This window comes from Geodermatophilus obscurus, assembly GCF_900143215.1.
Lineage (GTDB): Bacteria > Actinomycetota > Actinomycetes > Mycobacteriales > Geodermatophilaceae > Geodermatophilus > Geodermatophilus obscurus_A.
On record NZ_FRDM01000010.1, the window covers coordinates 17520 to 37284 of the forward strand.

Annotated in this window: 15 protein-coding genes; 12 read left to right on the plus strand and 3 right to left on the minus strand. The window is 72.7% G+C overall.

Annotation, left to right across the window (positions count from 1 at the left end):
- Positions 1–26 precede the first annotated feature (26 nt).
- Positions 27–230 carry a zinc-ribbon domain-containing protein gene (locus BUB17_RS11570; protein ID WP_072918134.1) on the minus strand — a complete coding sequence of 68 codons (204 nt, stop codon included), beginning with the start codon at positions 228–230 and terminating at the stop codon, positions 27–29.
- A 450-nt stretch (positions 231–680) separates the two neighbouring features.
- On the opposite strand from BUB17_RS11570, the gene arr reads away from it, so the two are divergent.
- Both arr and BUB17_RS11580 read left to right on the plus strand, forming a co-directional pair.
- On the plus strand, positions 681–1112 hold the full coding sequence (gene arr / locus BUB17_RS11575) for an NAD(+)--rifampin ADP-ribosyltransferase (RefSeq protein WP_072918285.1): 432 nt from the start codon (positions 681–683) through the stop codon (positions 1110–1112).
- A gap of 242 nt (positions 1113–1354) precedes the next feature.
- Positions 1355–1882, plus strand: a complete 528-nt coding sequence (locus BUB17_RS11580) for an acyl-CoA thioesterase (RefSeq protein WP_072918136.1) — start codon at positions 1355–1357, stop codon at positions 1880–1882.
- A gap of 149 nt (positions 1883–2031) precedes the next feature.
- On the opposite strand, the gene BUB17_RS11585 is transcribed toward BUB17_RS11580, so the two are convergent.
- Positions 2032–2862 carry an alpha/beta fold hydrolase gene (locus tag BUB17_RS11585; RefSeq protein ID WP_244277170.1) on the minus strand — a complete coding sequence of 277 codons (831 nt, stop codon included), beginning with the start codon at positions 2860–2862 and terminating at the stop codon, positions 2032–2034.
- Positions 2863–3143: 281 nt separating this feature from the next.
- Here BUB17_RS11585 and BUB17_RS11590 point away from each other — a divergent pair, with 281 nt between their 5' ends.
- The 4 genes from BUB17_RS11590 (at position 3144) to betT (ending at position 11022) form a co-directional block, all read left to right on the plus strand.
- Entirely contained in the window at positions 3144–5525 is a 2382-nt protein-coding gene (locus BUB17_RS11590) for an ATP-binding cassette domain-containing protein (RefSeq protein ID WP_072918138.1), read from the plus strand.
- A 240-nt stretch (positions 5526–5765) separates the two neighbouring features.
- A complete protein-coding gene (locus BUB17_RS11595) occupies positions 5766–7121 on the plus strand; it encodes a TrpB-like pyridoxal phosphate-dependent enzyme (RefSeq protein WP_244277171.1) in 1356 nt (451 codons plus the stop codon).
- Between the two features lie 210 nt (positions 7122–7331).
- The gene (locus BUB17_RS11600) at positions 7332–8816 is read left to right on the plus strand and encodes an aldehyde dehydrogenase family protein (protein WP_072918139.1); all 1485 of its coding nucleotides are present in this window, start codon (positions 7332–7334) and stop codon (positions 8814–8816) included.
- Positions 8817–8940: 124 nt separating this feature from the next.
- Complete coding sequence (gene betT / locus BUB17_RS11605; RefSeq protein ID WP_072918141.1) at positions 8941–11022, plus strand: choline BCCT transporter BetT; 2082 nt, start codon at positions 8941–8943, stop codon at positions 11020–11022.
- Positions 11023–11112: 90 nt separating this feature from the next.
- Here the strand turns inward: betT and betA are convergent, their stop codons facing one another.
- Complete coding sequence (gene betA / locus BUB17_RS11610; RefSeq protein ID WP_072918142.1) at positions 11113–12798, minus strand: choline dehydrogenase; 1686 nt, start codon at positions 12796–12798, stop codon at positions 11113–11115.
- Positions 12799–13276: 478 nt separating this feature from the next.
- Between betA and BUB17_RS11620 the strand changes: the two genes are divergently transcribed.
- The 6 genes from BUB17_RS11620 to BUB17_RS11645 all read left to right on the plus strand — a co-directional run bounded on the left by BUB17_RS11620 (position 13277) and on the right by BUB17_RS11645 (position 19698).
- Positions 13277–14218 carry a phosphoglycerate dehydrogenase gene (locus tag BUB17_RS11620; RefSeq protein WP_072918144.1) on the plus strand — a complete coding sequence of 314 codons (942 nt, stop codon included), beginning with the start codon at positions 13277–13279 and terminating at the stop codon, positions 14216–14218.
- An 84-nt stretch (positions 14219–14302) separates the two neighbouring features.
- Positions 14303–14962: a GntR family transcriptional regulator gene (locus tag BUB17_RS11625; RefSeq protein ID WP_175561342.1), complete on the plus strand. Its 660-nt coding sequence runs from the start codon at positions 14303–14305 to the stop codon at positions 14960–14962.
- A 509-nt stretch (positions 14963–15471) separates the two neighbouring features.
- Complete coding sequence (locus tag BUB17_RS11630; RefSeq protein ID WP_072918145.1) at positions 15472–16956, plus strand: GntP family permease; 1485 nt, start codon at positions 15472–15474, stop codon at positions 16954–16956.
- Positions 16957–16984: 28 nt separating this feature from the next.
- Positions 16985–17866 (plus strand): transketolase, encoded by an 882-nt coding sequence (locus BUB17_RS11635; protein WP_072918147.1) that lies wholly within the window; start codon positions 16985–16987, stop codon positions 17864–17866.
- On the plus strand, positions 17863–18906 hold the full coding sequence (locus BUB17_RS11640; protein ID WP_072918148.1) for a transketolase family protein: 1044 nt from the start codon (positions 17863–17865) through the stop codon (positions 18904–18906). Before BUB17_RS11635 ends, BUB17_RS11640 begins: the two co-directional genes overlap by 4 nt.
- Before the next feature lie 30 nt (positions 18907–18936).
- Positions 18937–19698, plus strand: coding sequence for an SDR family NAD(P)-dependent oxidoreductase (locus tag BUB17_RS11645; RefSeq protein ID WP_072918150.1), 762 nt, complete (start codon positions 18937–18939; stop codon positions 19696–19698).
- Positions 19699–19765 lie beyond the last annotated feature (67 nt).

Genomic DNA, 19765 nt, shown 5'->3' on the forward strand with positions numbered 1-19765 from the left:
GACGACCGGACTCCGGACGACCGTGCTCAGACCTCGACGGCGGTGCTGCAGATCCCACAGACCTCGAGCTGCCGGCGTCCCCACCGGGCGATCGGCACGAAGAACACCGTGAACTGCTTGACCTGTCGCACCCGTGCCCACTGCGTGGTGTTGCCGCAGCGCGGGCAGGTGCGGATCTCGCCGGGGCCCAGGTCCTGCTGCTTGGTGCCGAAGCCGAAGAGGAAGAACACGCCGACACCCTAGGCAGCGGATCCCACCGCCGTCCGGCGCGATGGCCCACCCGGCCCCGCCGCGCTGCACCGCCCGCCCTCCGCTGCTGTCTGGGTTGGTGTGCCGGCGGGACGCAGTCAGCCGGGCACGGCGGTTTGGGAGACCACGCTCGTCCCGGAGCGGGAGTGCCTCCGCCCGGGGACGAGGCGGCCGTGCCCGAGGTGGTCGGCGATCCGCCGTCCGCGACGGTCCGGCCTCGTCGAGCCGGGTGGCCACCGTCCTGCGGGCTCTCGCCCGACGCGCCTGGAGTTGCCACGCGGCATCGCTCCGGCACCATCGCTCGTGTGGTGGAGCGGGATGGGCCCTGGCCGTTCGCAGGCCGGGCGGTCTGCCTGACCCCGGAGCGGGGCGGCCGACCGTGATGCCTGAGGAGGAGGGCTGTGGCTGAGAACGGCAGCGACCGCGTCCCCGTGACCTACGAACGCTGCGCGCAGGTCAGGGGGCCCTTCTACCACGGCACGAAGTCCGCACTGGAGGTCGGCGATGAGCTGGTGCCCGGCTACGGCTCCAACTTCCAGGAGGGCCGGGTGTCGAACAACATCTACTTCACCGCGCTCGTGGACACAGCGATCTGGGGAGCCGAGCTGGCGACAGCGCTGGCCGGGAGCGGCGAGCGGGGACACGTCTACGTCGTGGAGCCCCTGGGTCCCTTCGAGGACGACCCGAACGTGACCGACAAGAGATTCCCCGGCAACCCCACGCAGTCCTACCGCACCCGTCACCCGCTGCGCGTCGTCGGCGAGGTGGACAGCTGGGAAGGGCACGACCCGGAGGTCCTGAAGGGGATGCTGGATCACCTGACGCAGCTGCGGGAGCAGGGGCTGGACGTCATCGAGGACTAGGAGGAGCCTTCGCCTCGCAGAGAACCGAGCTCTCCCTGCGACGACGGGAACAGCTCTCCCCCTGCGCGACGCGCCGGCCGGTGCCCGCACACCCGCGACCTGAGGGGTCCTCCGCCCGAGCCCTGGACCGCGGCGAGCACACCGTCCCCATCCCGACCCCTCGCAGCCCCGAGCGCGTCGGGGAACGGGTCGGGACGCCGACGGGACCCTCACCGCCGAGGACCGCGACCGGAGGACCCGAGATGTCCACGAACGGCGAGCCACCGGCGGACCGCGGCGGCGGGGACGACGACCTGCACCGCCTGTCGATGACGATCCTGATGACGCCGGACATGTCCAACTTCGCGGGCAACGTCCACGGTGGCCTGCTGCTGAAGTACCTCGACCAGGTCGCCTACACCTGCGCGACCCGCTGGTCACGGACCTACGCCGTCACGCTCTCGGTGGACCAGGTCGTCTTCCGCGAACCGGTCCACCTCGGCGAGCTGGTGACCTTCCAGGCCAGCGTGAACCGCACCGGACGCACCTCCATGGAGATCGGGGTCCGGGTGACGACCCAGGACCTGGTCAGCCAGGTCGTCCGGCACACCAACAGCTGCTACTTCACGATGGTCGCCATCGGGCCGGACCGGCGTCCCCAGGAGGTCCCGCCGTGGCGGCCCCGGACCGCCGAGGAGCGCCGCCGGCACGAGGCCGCCGGCCGCCGCCGGGAGCTGCGCCGGGAGATCGAGCGGGCGACCACCGAGATCCGCGCGGCGACCACGCCCTGACGAGGGCGCCGCCTGCCGGCGTGCGAGTGCGCACGGAGCGGTCGGACCCGCCTCTGGTGTTCCGGCTCCCCGCTGAGCTGCACGGAGGTACCCGTCGAGACCCGCTCGACGGTCCCTCCGCCGGCGCGGCCGCATCGAGGAGCCGCTGGTCAGCCGCGCAGGTGCTCCGCGACCACGGGTGCGAGCACGTCCGGCGGTACGACGTGGCCGTGCCCTGCGATGACGTGGTGCCTGCCCTCGGGCAGGAGCTGTGCCAGCCGCCGGCCCACCTCCGCCATGAACGGGGGGTTCTCGTCGCCCACCAGGACGACGCCGGGTCGAGGAACCCGGGCTGCGACGTCCTCCGGGACCTCGCCGCCGCGCTCGATGTCGCCCATCACCGCCGAGTCGTAGGCGAGGGTGGGTGCCAGTGCGGTCAACTCCGCCCACCGGTGCGTTCCCCGCATCCCGTCGATCACCTCGTCCGGCATCCCGGTGAGGCGGCAGAACGTCTCCAGCGCGTCGGCCCGCTCGTCCTGGGCCAGCAGGCTGCGGATGGTCTGCCCGTAGCGGCGCGCCTCCTCCCGCGCGGACTCGTCGTCGGGCGAGTAGGGCGGATCGTGCAGGACGAACCGGTCCACGGGCAGGCCGGCCGCGACGGCGTGCAGCACCAGGCCGGCGCCCGAGGAGTGCCCGTAGAGGTGGGCCCGGCCGCCGACCCGGTCGATCAGCGCGGCGATGTCCTCGATCTCCCGCTCGACCGCGTACGGGAGCGTGTCGCCGCTGTCGCCGCGACCGCGCCGGTCGTAGTCGACGGTCGTGAAGTGCTCGCCGAGCGCCTGGGCCGTGGGACGCATCAGGGCGCGGTCGCACGTGGCGCCACAGACGGCGATCAGCGGCGGGCCGGCGCCGAAGACCTCGTAGGCGATGGAGGTGCCGTCAGCGGAGGTGACCGTCCGGTACGTCATGCAGGTCAGACCGGAGAGCGAGGAGCGGGTCATCGGTCATCGAAGCCGTCCCGTGTCCGGTAGCGGTCACACCGCGACGCCGCCAGGGCACGGGGGCTCCCTGCCTCGCCGGGGGATCCCGGCCCGGAACGGCCCGACGGGCGTCGTGCCACCCCCGGTCGACACCGCCGATCAGGTAGACAGCGGACCGTTGCCACGACCGCGCCGACGGGATCGGACCGGACGTACCGCTCGCCGCCGGTCAGGTCGAGCAGGGTGACGCCGACGGGGACCGCGAACGGCGGCCCCGCCCGACGGAGAGAGAGACGATGGGGATGGCCACGAGGACGGACACGCACTCGCCTGCACCGCACGTCGCCGACAGCCACGAGCTGATCCGCGTGCAGGGCGCGCGCGAGAACAACCTCAAGGACGTCAGCGTCGAGATCCCGAAGCGCCGGCTGACGGTGTTCACCGGCGTCTCCGGCTCGGGCAAGAGCTCGCTGGTGTTCAGCACCATCGCCGCGGAGTCGCAGCGGCTGATCAACGAGACCTACAGCGCCTTCCTGCAGGGCTTCATGCCGACGCTGGCACGACCCGAGGTCGACGTCCTCGACGGGCTGACGACGGCGATCATCGTCGACCAGGAGCGGATGGGCGCGAACCCCCGCTCCACCGTCGGCACCGCCACCGACGCCAACGCGATGCTGCGGATCCTGTTCAGCCGGCTCGGGCGGCCGCACATCGGTGGGCCGAACGCCTTCTCCTTCAACACCCCGTCCGTGCGGGCCAGCGGCGCGATCACAGTCGAGCGCGGTGGGAAGACGAGAGCGGAGAAGGCGACCTTCAACCGGCTCGGCGGGATGTGCCCGCGCTGCGAGGGCATGGGCTCGCTCAACGACTTCGACCTCACCGCGCTGTACGACGAGACGAAGTCCCTGAACGAGGGCGGACTCACCGTCCCCGGCTACAGCATGGACGGCTGGTACGGGCGCCTGTTCCAGGGCATCGGCCTCGACCTGGACAAGCCGATCGGCGGGTACACGAAGAAGGAGATGCACGACCTCCTGTACAAGGAGCCGACCAAGATCAAGGTCGAGGGCATCAACCTCACGTACGAGGGCGTGATCCCGAAGGTGCAGAAGTCGATGCTGTCCAAGGACGTCGACGCGTTGCAGCCGCACGTGCGGCGCTTCGTGGAGCGGGCGGTGACCTTCACGACCTGCCCGGACTGCGACGGCACCCGGCTCGCCCCGGAGGCCCGGTCGTCGAAGATCGACGGGAAGAACATCGCCGACGTCTGCGCGATGCAGATCAGCGACCTGGCTGCTTGGGTCCGGGGCCTCGACGAGCCGTCGGTGGCCCCCCTGCTCGCCGGGCTGCAGCACCTCCTCGACTCGTTCACCGAGATCGGCCTGGGCTACCTCTCCCTCGACCGGCCGTCGGGGACGCTGTCCGGCGGAGAGGCGCAGCGCACCAAGATGATCCGCCACCTCGGGTCCTCGCTCACCGACGTCACCTACGTCTTCGACGAACCGACGATCGGCCTGCACCCCCACGACATCCAGCGGATGAACGGCCTGCTCCTGCAGCTGCGGGACAAGGGCAACACGGTCCTCGTCGTGGAGCACAAGCCCGAGACGATCACGATCGCCGACCACGTCGTCGACCTCGGCCCGCTGGCGGGCACGGCCGGCGGCGAGGTGGTCTACGAAGGCACCCTCGAGGGGCTCCGGGGGAGCGGCACCCTCACCGGCCGCCACCTGGAGTACCGCGCGGCGCTCAAGCCCGACGCTCGGACGCCGACCGGGGAGCTGGCCGTCCGCGGCGCCGGCACCCACAACCTCCGGGACGTCGACGTCGACATCCCGCTCGGTGTCCTCTGCGTGGTCACGGGCGTCGCGGGGTCCGGCAAGAGCTCGCTGATCCACGGGTCGGTCGCCGGCCGCGACGGGGTCGTGGTGATCGACCAGGGCGCCATCCGCGGATCCCGGCGCAGCAACCCCGCCACCTACACCGGCCTGCTCGAGCCGATCCGCAAGGCCTTCGCGAAGGCGAACGGCGTGAAGCCGGCGCTGTTCAGCGCCAACTCCGAGGGCGCCTGCCCCACCTGCAACGGCGCCGGCGTCATCTACACCGATCTGGGGGTCATGGCCACCGTCGAGTCACCCTGCGAGGAGTGCGAGGGCAAGCGGTTCCAGGCGGCGGTGCTGGAGTACCGGCTCAGCGGCCGGGACATCAGCGAGGTGCTCGCCATGTCGGTCACCGAGGCCGAGGAATTCTTCGGGGACGGTGAGGCGCGCCTGCCCGCCGCGCACACGATCCTCGACCGGCTCGCCGACGTCGGGTTGGGCTATCTCACCCTCGGCCAGCCACTCACGACGCTCTCCGGCGGCGAGCGGCAGCGCCTGAAGCTGGCCACGCAGATGGCCGAGAAGGGCGACGTCTACGTCCTCGACGAGCCGACCACCGGCCTGCACCTCGCCGACGTGGATAACCTGCTCGGCCTGCTCGACCGGCTCGTCGACTCCGGCAAGTCGGTCCTCGTCATCGAGCACCACCAGGCGGTCATGGCACACGCGGACTGGATCATCGACCTCGGCCCCGGCGCCGGCCACGACGGCGGCCGGATCGTCTTCGAGGGCACCCCCGCCGACCTCGTCGCCGCCCGCTCCACCCTCACCGGCGAGCACCTGGCGGCCTACGTCGGCGGCTGATCGGGGCCCTCGCGGACGATGCGGGACGGGCGGGACGCTGCGGTCCGGGTCCCCTCGGGACGCGGCCGCGACAGCTCGTCGCTAGGGTGGCCGGCGTGAGCCGACGCGCGCAGTGGTGGGCCCGGTCGTCGAGGACGACCCAGGCCCGCTGACGCGCGCTCGGACCGTCCCAGACCCTCCGGACGGTCCGAGGAGCTCCTCCCCGGACGGCCGGTGGGCCACGACCCCGGAGGAGCAGGAGTGACGAGCACCGACGCCCCGGCCACCACGGCGCCGATGACCAAGGCCGTGCTGGCCGACGCGGACATCCCCACGCACTGGTACAACCTGGCCGCCGACCTGCCCGCGCCGATGCCGCCCCACCTGCACCCGGGCACCGGCGAGGCCCTCGTGGCCGGCGACATGGCACCGCTGTTCCCGGCGGCGCTGATCGAGCAGGAGATGACCGGCGAGCGGTTCGTGCCGATCCCGGAACCGGTCCGCGAGGTCTACCGGCTGTGGCGGCCCTCGCCGCTGTACCGGGCGCACCGCCTCGAGCGGGCGCTGGGGACGCCGGCGCGCATCTACTACAAGTACGAGGGCGTCAGCCCGGTCGGCAGCCACAAGCCGAACACCGCCGTGGCGCAGGCGTACTACAACGCGGCCGAGGGCGTGCGCCGGTTGACCACCGAGACCGGCGCCGGGCAGTGGGGCAGCGCGCTGTCGTTCGCCACGGCGCTCTTCGGCCTGGAGTGCGAGGTGTGGCAGGTCCGCGCCTCCTACGACAGCAAGCCGTACCGGCGGATGCTGATGGAGACCTTCGGCGGCGTGGTCCACGCCAGCCCGTCGGGGCTCACCGAGGCCGGCCGTGGGTTCCTCGAGCGGTTCCCCGGCACCACCGGCAGCCTCGGGATGGCGGTCAGCGAGGCCGTGGAGTCGGCGGCGCCGGACCCGGCGGCGCGGTACGCGCTGGGCAGCGTGCTCAACCACGTGCTGCTGCACCAGACGGTGATCGGCGAGGAGGCGCTGCGCCAGCTCGAGGTGTTCGGTGAGACGGCGGCCGACGTCGTCCTCGGGTGCGCCGGTGGCGGGTCGAACCTGGCGGGGCTGTCCTTCCCGTTCCTGCGGGAGAGGCTGGCCGGGCGCACCGACACCCGGGTGGTGGCCGTGGAGCCCGCCGCGTGCCCGTCGCTCACGCAGGGGCGCTACGAGTACGACCACGGCGACGTCGCCGGGTTGACCCCGCTGATGAAGATGCACACCCTCGGGCGCGACTTCGTGCCCGAGGCCATCCACGCCGGTGGGCTGCGCTACCACGGCATGGCCCCGATGGTCAGCCACGTCGTGGACCTGGGACTGATCACCGCCCAGGCCGTCGAGCAGCAGGAGGCGTTCGACGCCGGGCTGCTGTTCGCCCGCACCGAAGGGCTGGTGCCGGCACCGGAGTCCTGCCACGCCGTCGCCGGCGCGATCGCCGAGGCCCGTCGCCGTGCGGACACCGGGGAGGCCGGTGTCCTGGTGGTGGGACTGTCCGGCAACGGCCAGCTGGACCTGCCCGCCTACGCCGAGCACCTCACCGGCGCGCGCACCCCGGCGACGGGCGACCAACCCTTCTGACGGCGCACGGTCGTCCTCCGCTGACCGGCCGGCTGGCGGCCGCACTCCGCCGTCCCCGGGTCGCCCCCGTGGACGGCGACCCGGCAGGCTGGTGGTCGTCGGGGGGTGTGCGGCGGGCCCGGACCGGTTCTTGACGTGACCCGGGTCGCCCACCAAGCTGCCTCGCCGACCGCAACAGTCCCGCACCATCGCGACGGACCAGGGAGTGCCATGGCCAACCTCCTCATCGGCGGCACCTGGCGGCCGGGGGCCTCGTCGGACCAGCGCGAGGTCGTCAACCCCTTCGACCAGAGCGTCGTCGCGAAGGTGGACGAGGCGACGGTCGAGGACGTCGCCGCGGCCGTCGGAGCGGCCCGGGCCGCCTTCGACGCGGGGGAGTGGTCCGGTACCCCGGCGGCCGAGCGGGGGGCCCTGCTGCGCCGCGTCGCCGATCTCCTGGTGCGCGACCGGGAGGACATCGCCCGGCTGGAGACGCTGGACACCGGCAAGACGGTCGGCGAGAGCCGGCAGGACGTCGACGACGTGGCCGCCGTCTTCCGCTACTACGCGGACCTGGCGGACAAGGACCCCGGCCGCCTGGTCGACGCCGGGCGTCCCGGCATCGTCAGCCGCGTCGTCCACGAGCCGGTCGGCGTGTGCGCGCTCATCACGCCGTGGAACTACCCGCTCCTGCAGGTGTCCTGGAAGGTCGCGCCGGCGCTCGCGGCCGGGAACACCATCGTCGTCAAGCCGAGCGAGGTCACCCCGCTGACCACCATCCGGCTCACCGAGCTGCTGGAGGAGGCCGGCGCCCCGGCGGGCGTGGTCAACCTCGTCCTCGGTGGCCGGGACGTCGGAGCGGCGATGGTCGAGCACCCCGACGTGGACATGGTGTCGTTCACCGGCGGCCTCAGCACGGGGCAGGAGATCCTGCGGGCCGCCGCCGAGACGGTGAAGAAGGTGACCGTCGAGCTCGGTGGCAAGAACCCCAACGTGGTCTTCGCCGACGTCGACCTCGACACCGCCGTCGACAACGCCCTGACGGCGGCCTTCCTGCACTCCGGCCAGGTGTGCTCGGCGGGGACCCGGCTCATCGTGCAGGACGGGATCCACGACGAGTTCGTCGCGGCCCTGGTCGAGCGCGCCCAGCGCATCCGCCTCGGCAACGGGTTCGACCCGGCGACCGAGAGCGGACCCCTGGTGTCCGAGGAGCACCGGGCGAGCGTGGAGGAGTACGTCGCGGTCGGCGTCCGCGAGGGCGCCCGGCTGGTCACCGGTGGCCGCCGTCCCGACGAGCCGGGCCTGGCCGGCGGGTTCTTCTACCTGCCGACGGTGTTCGCCGACTGCCGGCGGGACATGCGGATCGTGCAGGACGAGTCCTTCGGGCCCGTCCTCACCGTGGAGCGGTTCACCACGGAGGCGGAGGCGATCGCGCTCGGCAACGACACCGGCTACGGGCTCGCCGGTGCGGTCTGGACCGCCGACACCGCCCGCGCCGAGCGGGTGGCCCGCGCCCTCCGCCACGGAACGATCTGGATCAACGACTTCGGCCCGTACCTCCCGCAGGCGGAGTGGGGCGGGTTCGGACGGTCGGGCAACGGTCGCGAGCTCGGCCCGGCGGGCCTGGCCGAGTACCGCGAGGCCAAGCACATCTGGCACAACACCCGGCCCGCCCGGCAGGACTGGTTCGGCCGGCCCGCGGGGAACGGGGCCTGAGGCCCCTGAGCCCGCCGGACCCGGCCGGCGGCCCGCGCCGCTCGCCGTCCCCCGGTACCGCCTCCCGACCGGACGCCGCTCCACCCGCCCGGTGACCCGTGCACCACGACCCCATGGAGTTGTCATGAGGAAACGAGCGGCCCCCGCGGAGGCCACGACCGACCCCGCCCCACCGGCCCGGATCAAGGGCCCCGTCTTCTACGGCTCGGCGATCGGCGTCCTGCTGATCGCCGGCTGGGCGATGGTCTCCCCGACGGCGGCTGCGGAGACGATCGGCACGCTGGTGGGCTGGACGTCGGAGTGGTTCGGCTGGTTCTACATCCTGTTCGCGACCGCCGTCCTCGTCTTCGTGCTCTTCCTCGGCATCTCCCGCTACGGCCGCACCAAGCTCGGGCCCGAGCACTCGACGCCGCAGTACAGCACCTTCGCCTGGGCGTCGATGCTCTTCGCCGCCGGCATCGGCACCGACCTGATGTTCTTCGCGGTCGCCGAGCCGGTGACGCAGTACCTCGCGCCGCCGGTCGGCGAGGGGGAGACCGTGGCGGCGGCGCGGGAGGCGACGGTCTGGACGCTGTTCCACTACGGCCTCACCGGGTGGGGCATGTACGCGGTGATGGGGATGGCGCTGGCCTACTTCTCCTACCGCCGCAACCTGCCGCTGGCCATCCGGTCCGCGCTGTACCCCGTCTTCGGCAAGCGCGTCCAGGGCCCCCTGGGCCACGGCGTGGACATCGCCGCGGTCCTGGGCACCATCTTCGGGGTCGCCACGTCGCTGGGCATCGGCGTCGTCCAGCTCAACTTCGGCCTGGAGGTGCTCTTCGGCATCCCCGAGGGACGCGCGGCGCAGATCGGGCTCATCGTCCTGGCCGTCGCGGCGGCCACCGTGTCCGCGGTGAGCGGCGTGGACCGGGGGATCAAGCGGCTCTCGCAGCTCAACGTGCTGCTGGCCATCGGCCTGGCCGCGTTCGTGCTCTTCGCGGGGAAGACGACCTTCCTCCTCAACGGGCTGGTGCTCAACGTCGGCGACTTCGTCAGCAGCTTCCCCGGCCTGACGATGCAGACCTTCGCCTTCGAGCGCCCGGTCGAGTGGCTCAACAGCTGGACGCTCTTCTTCTGGGCCTGGTGGATCGCCTGGGCTGCCTTCGTCGGCCTGTTCCTCGCCCGCATCTCCCGCGGGCGGACGATCCGCCAGTTCGTGGTCGGGACGATGGTCATCCCGTTCAGCTACATCGTCATGTGGATCTCGATCTTCGGGAACAGCGCCATCGAGCGCATCCGGGACGGGGACACCGCGTTCGGGCAGCTGGCCATGAACACCCCCGAGCAGGGCTTCTACACGCTGCTGATGGAGTACCCGGCCTTCCCCTTCATCGGCGCGGTCGCGACCTTCGTCGGCCTGCTCTTCTACGTCACGTCGGCCGACTCCGGCGCCCTGGTGATGGCGAACCTGTGCTCCCACCTGCGGACTCCGCAGCACGACGGCGGCAAGGGTGTGCGGATCTTCTGGGCGGTCGCCACCGGGCTGCTCACCGCGGCGATGCTCCTCGTGGGTGGTGTCCCCGCGCTGCAGAACGCCACGATCATCATGGCGCTGCCCTTCACCTTCGTGATGGTGCTGGTCATGGTGGGCCTCTACAAGGCCCTCCGGGTGGAGGCCCTCCGGGCGACCAGCCACCACCAGACCCTCCCGGGTCGGCTGTCCGGGCGGGCGCTGGGAGCTCCGGACGGGAACGGCACGCCCGGCTGGCGGCTGCGACTGAACCGGGCCATGGCCTTCCCGGGCCAGGCCTCGGCGCGGGAGTACCTCGACGAGGTGGCGGCGCCGGCTCTGGAGGACGTCGCGGCCGAGCTGCGCGGTGAGGGCATCGAGGCGCAGGCGCGCCGGGCGACCGACGACACCGGCCAGGGCTGCGTCGAGCTCACCGCCGACCTGCGGGGCGATCACCCGTTCGCCTACCGGATCTGCGTGCGGGCGCTCCCGATCCCCGGGTACGGACGCCGCACCCGGCCCGGCGACGAGACGTACTCCCGGCTCGAGGTGCACCTCGGCGAAGGAGGCCAGGGCTACGACGTGATGGGGTACACCCACTCGCAGCTGATCGACGACGTCCTCGACCAGTACGAGCGGCACCTGGAGTTCCTGCGACTGCAGGAGCCGATCCCCGCTCCCCGCCGGTCGGATCCCCCGCAGTGGGTCCCCAACTGATCCGGCGTCCTCCTCGTCGGGGCGGATCGGCCGATCGGCTCCGCCTCGACGAGGGCACCACGCGCGGCGTCCCGGGGCAGGGGTGCTCCCTCAGCTCTGGCCGGTGACCTCGCTGACCGAGGCCGGCCGGTGCCGGTGGAACTCGACGTGCTCGGGGGCGAGCGGGGTGTTGCCGAGGATCAGGTCGGCGGCCTTCTCGGCCATCATCATGACCGGCGCGTAGATGTTGCCGTTGGTCACGTAGGGCATCGCCGAGGCGTCGACGACCCGCAGACCCTCCAGCCCGTGCACCCGCATGCTCCTCGGGTCGACCACCGACAGCGGGTCGGTGCCCATCTTCGCCGTGCAGGAGGGGTGCAGCGCGGTCTCGGCGTCGCGGGCCACCCAGCTGAGGATCTGCTCGGGGGTCTCGATCGCGGGCCCGGGGGAGATCTCGCCGGAGCTGAACTCGGCGAACGCCGGCTGCCCGAGGATCTGCCGCGCCACCTGCACCGCCTCGACCCACTCCCGGCGGTCCTGCTCGGTGGACAGGTAGTTGAACCGCATCGCCGGCGGCACCCGTGGGTCCCGGGACCTGACCTTGAGCGTGCCGCGGGCGTCGGAGTACATCGGCCCGACGTGCACCTGGTAGCCGTGGTCACCGGCCGGCATCGTCCCGTCGTAGCGGACCGCGATGGGCAGGAAGTGGAACATCAGGTTCGGGTAGGCGACGTCGTCGTTGCCGCGCAGGAACCCGCCGGCCTCGAAGTGGTTGGTGGCGCCGAGTCCCGTCCGCAGGAACAGCCACTGCGCGCCGATCCCGGGCTTGCGCCACCACGTCATGCCCGGCGCGATGGACACCGGCTGCGTGCACGCGTGCTGGACGTAGACCTCGAGGTGGTCCTGCAGGTTCTCCCCGACACCCGGCAGGTCGGCCACGACGTCGATGCCGAGGGCCCGCAGCTCCGAGCCGTTCCCGACGCCGGAGAGCTGCAGCAGCTGCGGGGTGTTGATGGCGCCGCCGCTGAGCACCACCTCGCCGGCGTGCACCGTGCGGGCCGGCCCGCGCCCGCGGCGGTACTCCACGCCGACGGCGCGCCGGCCCTCGAAGAGGACGCGGGTGACGTGGGCCCGGGTCCGGACCGTGAGGTTCGGGCGGGACACCACCGGGTGCAGATAGGCGCGGGCCGCGCTCAGCCGGCGGCCGCGGTGCACGTTGCGGTCGAAGGGGGCGAACCCCTCCTGCCGATAGCCGTTGACGTCGTCGGTGAGGGGGTGGCCGGCCTGCTGCACCGCGGAGAGGAAGGCCTGGAACAGCGGGCTGGTGGCGGGCCCCCGCTCGAGGACGAGGGGGCCGTCCTTGCCGCGGAACGGGTCGTCGGGGGCGGCGGCCGTGCAGTTCTCCATGCGCTTGAAGTAGGGCAGGCAGTGCGCGAAGTCCCACGTGGCCATGCCCTCGTCGGCAGCCCAGCGCTCGTAGTCGAGGGGGTTGCCGCGCTGGAAGATCATCCCGTTGATGCTGCTCGAGCCGCCGAGCAGCTTCCCGCGGGCGTGGTGGACCCTCCGGCCGCCCATCCACGGCTCCGGCTCGGTCTGGTACTTCCAGTCGTAGAACCGGTTGCCGATCGGGATGGTGAGCGCGGCGGGCATGTGGACGAAGACGTCCCAGAGGGAGTCCTTGCGGCCAGCCTCCAGCACCAGCACCCGGTTGCCGGGGTCGGCGCTGAGCCGGTTGGCGAGGACGCTGCCTGCGGATCCGCCGCCCACGATGACGACGTCGTACTGCTGCCGGCTCACGTCGTGCTCCCTCGCTGCGTCGAGGTGGCGCGCCGGTGGGTGCCGGGTCCCGGGTTCAGTGCTGCAGTCGGACACACCGGGACCATGACCTCTCCGAGTCGCTGGTTGCGATGGACGCAACGGCCTGCTCGTCGCGGAACAGCCTGGTGGCCCCCCGCAGAGCGAGTCAAGGGTCCGGTGTGAGGTCGATCTCCACGGTGAGACGGCGAGCGTCGAGTGGTGGAGTCGGGCACGGACCCGTCGCGCTCGGGGGAGCCGTTCCACCGGGTCGACGAGCAGGACTTCGCGGCCTGGGAGCGGCCCAGTCGGCCGGATCCTCCCGTGCCTACGCCCGTGGTGGCGTCCTGGTCCCCTCCGAGCACCACATCGGCGCCTTCCACGACCGGGTGACGCAGCGCCTGGCCGACCGAGCCCGGCCGCCGCGGCGCCGGGGGTCCGTGGCGCGACAGGGAGTGTGCCGCCGGGAGAGGCTGGGGCCGTGAAGATCCTGCTCCCTGACTCGCTGCCGCTCGTCCCCGCGCTGCCCGAGGGGGTCGAGGCGGTGCACTACGACGTGGCCGCCCCGGTGCCCGACGAGCACCTCGACGCCGAGGCCCTGGTGGTCTGGGGCAACGCACCGAGCGACCTGCGCGCCGTCGCCGGGCGGATGCCGCGGCTGCGGTGGGTGCAGACGCTGGCGGCCGGGCCGGACGCCGTCCTCGGCGCAGGCCTCCCCGACGACGTCGTCGTCACCTCCGGCGCGGGCCTGCACGACCGGCCGGTCACCGAGCACGCCCTGGCCCTGGTGCTCGCGCTGCTGCGCCGCCTGCCGGCCGCGCTCGCCGCGCAGGCCGAGCACCGCTGGGCCGACGAGCTCGGCGGGCTGCAGCCGCTGCACCCGGAGGGGGCGGTGACCACGCTGCTCGACGCCCGGGTGCTCGTCTGGGGCTTCGGCAACATCGGGCAGAACCTGGCCCCGCTGCTGCGGGCCCTCGGCGCGCAGGTGCGCGGGGTGGGGCGCAGCGCGGGGGAGCGGTCCGGCTTCCCCGTCGTCGCCGAGGACCGGCTGGAGGCGGAGCTGGAGCAGACCGACGTCCTCGTCATGATCCTGCCCGCCACCGAGGCCACGACCCACGCGCTGGACGCCGGCCGGCTGGCCGCGCTGCCGCGGCACGCGCTCGTCGTCAACGTCGGTCGCGGGACGACGGTCGACGAGCCGGCGCTGGTCGCGGCGCTGACCGAGGGCCGGATCGCGGGCGCGGCACTCGACGTCACCGAGGTCGAGCCGCTGCCGGCGGACTCCCCGCTGTGGGACGCACCGAACCTGCTGCTCACCCCGCACGCCGCCGGCGGCCGGCCGGTCGGTGCCGACGAGCTCGTCGGCGGCAACCTCGAGGCCCTGCTCGCCGGCCGCGAGCTGCGCAACGTCGTGGCGCGCTGACCCCTCGAGGGGGGAACACTGTCGACAGTCGGCACGGACGCCAGGACGGCGCGGCTACCATGACGTCGACGAGGAGGCTGCTGCGTGAGCGTTGAGTCACTGTCGGCACTGGACCGGAGCACGCTGCGCGAGCGGTCCCTCGAGGCGCTCCGGTCGGCCATCCTCTCCGGCCGGTACCGGCCCGGCGACCACCTCGGCGAGGTGGAGCTGGCGGGATCGCTCGGGGTCAGCAGGGGCACGGTGCGCGAGGCGCTGCGGCACCTGCAGCAGGAGGGTCTGGTCACCACCGGCAACCGCGGGATGCTCCGGGTCAACAGCCTGACCTCCGCCGAGGTGCGCGAGCTCTTCCGCGTTCGTGCCGCCCTGGAGGGGCTGGCCGTCCGGGAGGTCATCGCCTCCGCACGGCGGGAGGCGGCTGCGGAGACGCTGCGGGCGGCCGTGGAGCGGCTCTCCGACGAGGACGAGGCCGCCGCGCGGATCGAGGCCGACCTGGCCTTCCACCTGCTGCTGTGCCAGCTGTCGGGCAACTCCATGCTCGTCGAGGCGTGGCAGCGGCTCGAGGGCCGGATGCGGGTCGCCATCCTCAACGGCGCGGCCTGGCAGGCGCCGATGATGGCCCGCGACCGGCACGTGCCGATCGTCGAGGCCATCGAGCGCGGGGACGTCGAGGCGGCCGTGCGGGTCGTCGACGAGCACATGACCGCAGCCGCCGAGCACTTCGCCGAGGCGACCGAGTCCGCGTAGCGGGGCCCCTCTCCGCCCCGTCCCCCGCGAGCTCGGGACGGCGCCGCCCTGCCCACCGCTCCTGAGCGGACCCCCGTCCTCCCGCCCCTCGAAGGCTCGGGGCGGGACCCGGGACGGGGCCTCCGGTGCCCTGGACGCGGTGGCTCTGCTCGCTCGCGTGCTCCCGGCGGGACCCTGCAGGAGGGCCGGCTCGTCGGACTGCCCACCCCGACCTGCACCGATGCCCGGGCTGGGAAGTGACCCTTGACACCATGACGCGCACCACCCACTCTGGTCGGCAGTTAACTGTCAACAGTCAACGACTAACGGGGTTCTCTCGCCCACCGGAGACCGGAGACCACCATGACCGAGCGGCACCCAGCACTCCACGACCCAACACCTCGAGGACGTCGCCGTCTGGCACCTGTTCGAGGGCGCCCCGACCGAGGAGGTCAGCGTCGGGTGCCCCGTCGATGCGACGATCGGGACGCGCAGCTCCACCGGCTCTCGCAGGTCGGAGGGGGACTGACATGACCGACACCACGCTGCTCCTGCTGAACACCGCGATCACGGTGGCGATCGTCGTCGGGCTCATCGTCTTCGTGAAGATCAACCCGGTCATCTCGCTGGTGATCGGCGCCCTCTACCTCGGCATCGCCGCGGGGCTGGGCTACGAGGGCACGACGACCGCCGTCGTGACGGGCTTCGGCAACCTGATGGCCGAGGTGGGCCTCATCATCGGCTTCGGCGTGATGCTGGGGACCCTGTTGTCGGCCATGGGGACGCTGCACCGCGTCGTGGACGGGATGCTGCGCCTCGTCGGGGCCAAGCGCTCCCCCTACGTCATCGGCCTGACCTCGGGGATCGTCTTCCCGGCGATCTACTTCGATGTCGCGCTGGTGATCCTGGGGCCCATGGCCCGCTCGATCGCCCTGCGGACCGGGCTCAGCATCGCGCCGCTGGCCGGCTCCCTGGCCATCGGCCTCGAGGTGGCGCTGCTGATGGTCCCGCCCGGTGCAGCCGCGCTGGCCATCGCGGCCGCCCTCGGCATCCCGCTCGGCACCATGCTGCTGTGGGGGATCCCCTTCGGCATCGTGGTCATCGTCGTCTCCATCCTGCTGCACAGCCTGCTCATGCGCTTCACCTGGAACGACGCGAAGGACGACGACCCGCTGACCGACCCCGAGCACACCGGTGAGATCGCCGGATACGGCCTCCCGCCCGGCGCCGAACCCTCCGGTGAGCAGGCAGCCATCGCGCACGACCAGCAGGCCCCGCAGGTCGATCGCGGCGGTGCAGCGACGGCCGTCACGGAGGACCCGCAGCGCGGCACTACCCCCGCCGGCGCCGGCGGCGAGGGGTCAGGGAGGCAGCTGCCCCTGCTCGTCGCCCTCCTCCCGCTGCTCATCCCGGTGCTGCTCATCGTGGCCGACACCAGCAGCAGTGCGGCCGGCGCGGAGATCGGCCTGCTCGGCTTCCTGGGCAATCCCGTGGTGGCCCTCCTCATCGGGCTGCTCGTGGGCACCGCTCTCGCCGTGCCGTCACTGGGCCGGACGGGCGTCGAGGAGGTGATCGTGCGGGCCGCCGGGACCAGCGGCGTCATCCTGCTGTTCACCGGCGTCGCGGGATCACTCGGGCAGGTCATCGCCGAGACCAACATCGGCGACCTGGTGGCCGGCCTCTTCAGCGCCAACGCGGCCTACCCGCTCGTGCTGGCCTGGCTGGTCGCGGCGCTGCTGCGCCTGGCCCAGGGCTCCGGGTCCGTGGCCGCCATCACCGCGGCGCTGCTGCTGGCGCCGGTCGTCGGGAGCCTGGGGCTCAACCCGGTGCTGATCTGGCTGGCCGCCGCGTCCGGGGCCGCCCTGGGCGGGCACGTCACCGACAACACCTTCTGGATCTTCAAGACGCTGCTGGGCCTGTCCGTGCGCGGCACCTTCCAGGTCTACACGGTCGCCCAGGGGCTGTTGTCCTTCGTCGGCCTGGGCGCGGTCCTCGTGCTCGGCATCTTCGCCTGACGGAAATCGAACAAAGGAGATCTCCAGCATGAACGCACCCACGAGCCCGGCCGTCTCGAACCCGGCCGGCACGGCCGATCGGGCGGAGCGGATCACCCGGATCCGCGAGGCCGCGTACCGGATCCGGCGCAACGCCCTGGACATGGGGGAGGTGCAGGGCCAGGGCTACATCGGCCAGGCGCTGGGCGTCGCCGACGTCCTCGCGGTCGTCTACACCGACCAGCTCCGCTACCGCCCCGAGGACCCGCACTGGCCCGACCGGGACCGGTTCCTGCTCTCCATCGGCCACTACGCCATCGCGCTGTACGCCGCGCTGGCCGAGGCCGGCACCATCCCGCTCGAGGAGCTGGAGACCTACGGGTCGGACGACTCCCGGCTGCCGATGTCGGCGATGGCCTCCTACACCCCGGGTGTGGAGATCTCCGGCGGCTCGCTGGGCCACGGGCTGCCGGTGGCCACCGGGATGGCCCTCGGGCTGCGCCACCAGGGCAACTCCGCGCGGGTGTTCAACCTGCTCTCCGACGGCGAGCTGGACGAGGGCTCGACCTGGGAGGCGGCGATGGCCTGCGCCCACCACGGCCTGGACAACGTCACCGCCATCGTCGACGTCAACGCGCTGCAGGCCGACGGCCCCACCGCCGGCGTGCTGCGCACCGAGCCGGTGACCGACAAGTGGCAGGCCTTCGGCTGGCACGCCCTGCGCGTCGACGGCAACGACGTCGCCGCGCTCGTCGACGCCCTCGACGAGCTGCGTGCGCACCGCGGCTCACCCTCGGTGCTGATCTGCGACACCCGCATCGGCCGCGGCGTGCCGCTGCTCGAGACCCGCGAGAAGGCCCACTTCATGAGCGTCGCCGAGCACGAGTGGCAGACCGCCCGCACCCAGCTCGAGGAAGGACTGGCCCGATGACCAGCACCACCCCCCGCAAGAAGCTCACCACCTCGGCGATGATCGCCTCCTTCGCCGACCCCGGTCAGCGCACCACCAGCGCACCGTTCGGGCACGCGCTCAACCGCCTGGCGGAGGAACGGCCGGAGATCGTCGGGCTGTCGGCCGACCTGGCGAAGTACACCGACATGCACGTGTTCCGCGACGCCCATCCCGACCGGTTCTTCCAGATGGGCATGGCCGAGCAGTCGCTGCTCGGGGCCGCGGCCGGGATGGCGGAGGTCGGGCTGGTGCCCTTCGCCTCCACCTACTCGGTGTTCGCCACCCGGCGGGCCTACGACTTCCTCTGCCTCGACATCGCCGAGCCGAACCTGAACGTCAACGTCGTCGGCGGCCTGCCCGGCCTCACCACCGGGTACGGGCCCAGCCACCAGGCCACCGAGGACCTGGCGATCCTCCGCGGCTGCCCCAACCTGACCATCGTCGACCCGTGCGACTCCGTCGACATCGAGCAGGCCGTGCCGGCCCTGGCCGACGCACCCGGCCCCACCTACCTGCGGCTGCTCCGTGGCGCGGTGCCCACCGTGCTGGACGAGTACGACTACCGGTTCCAGCTCGGCAAGGCCGCCGAGCTGCGCGCCGGCCGGGACGTCGTCCTCATCTCCACCGGCCTGATGACCATGCGGGCGCTGCAGGCCGCGGCCCGCCTGGAGGCCGACTCCGTCGACGTCGCCGTCCTGCACGTCCCGACGATCAAGCCGCTGGACACCGAGGCGATCCTGCGGGCGGCCCGCACCGACCGGCTCGTGGTGACGCTGGAGAACCACACCGTCGTCGGCGGCCTGGCCGAGTCGGTCGCCTCGACGCTGGCCTTCGCCGGCGTCGGGACGCGCGTGGTGCCGATCGCGCTGCCCGACGAGTTCCTCGCCGCCGGCGCCCTGCCCACCCTGCACGACCGCTACGGCCTGTCGACCGACGCCGTCATCGCCAAGGTCAAGGCCGAGCTGGGCGGCGGCACGCACGCCCCCTGGGCGGCCGATCCCGACCCGGCCACCGCCTGACACCACCCCCGAACACCCCTGGAGGAACGAATGTCCGTCTCCGACAAGACCGCCGTCGTCACCGGCGCCGGCTCCAAGCGCGGCATCGGCCGCGCCACCGCCCACACCCTGGCCGCCGCCGGCTGGAACATCGCCATCCTCGACCTGGACGAGGGCAGCGCGAAGGACGCCGCCCAGGAGATCGCCGAGCAGCACGGCGTCCAGGCCGTCGGCATCGGCTGCGACGTCACCGACGAGGCGTCCGTCGAGAGCGCGCTGGCCGCCCTCGACGGCTCGGTGCCCCCGGTGGGCGCCCTGGTGAACAACGCCGGCATCACCTCGCCGACCCCGTTCCTCGAGGTCAGCGGCGAGGAGTGGGACCGCATCTTCGCGGTCAACGTGCGCGGCGCGTACAACATCACCCGCCGCGTCGCACCCGGCATGGCCGAGCGCGGCTTCGGCCGCATCGTCTTCCTCTCCTCGGTCTCGGCCGAGCGCGGCGGCGGGGTGTTCGGCGGGGTCGCCTACTCCGCCGCCAAGGCCGCCCAGCTCGGCTTCACCCGGGCACTGGCCCGCGAACTCGGGCCGCACGGCGTGACGGTCAACGCCGTCGCCCCCGGGCTCATCGACACCGACATCACCGGCGGCGCGCTGGAGGGCGAGCGCAAGACGCAGCTCGTCGCCGGGATCCCCGTGGGCCGCAACGGCAACGTCGCCGACGTCGCCGACCTCATCACCTACCTGTGCCGGCAGGAGACCGGCTACATCACCGGGGCCACGTACGACGTCAACGGCGGCTCGCACATCCATTGAGGACCCCGTCCTCCGCACCGCTCGCAAGCTCGCGCCGAGCCTCTGGACGGGGCCGTTCCAACACGTC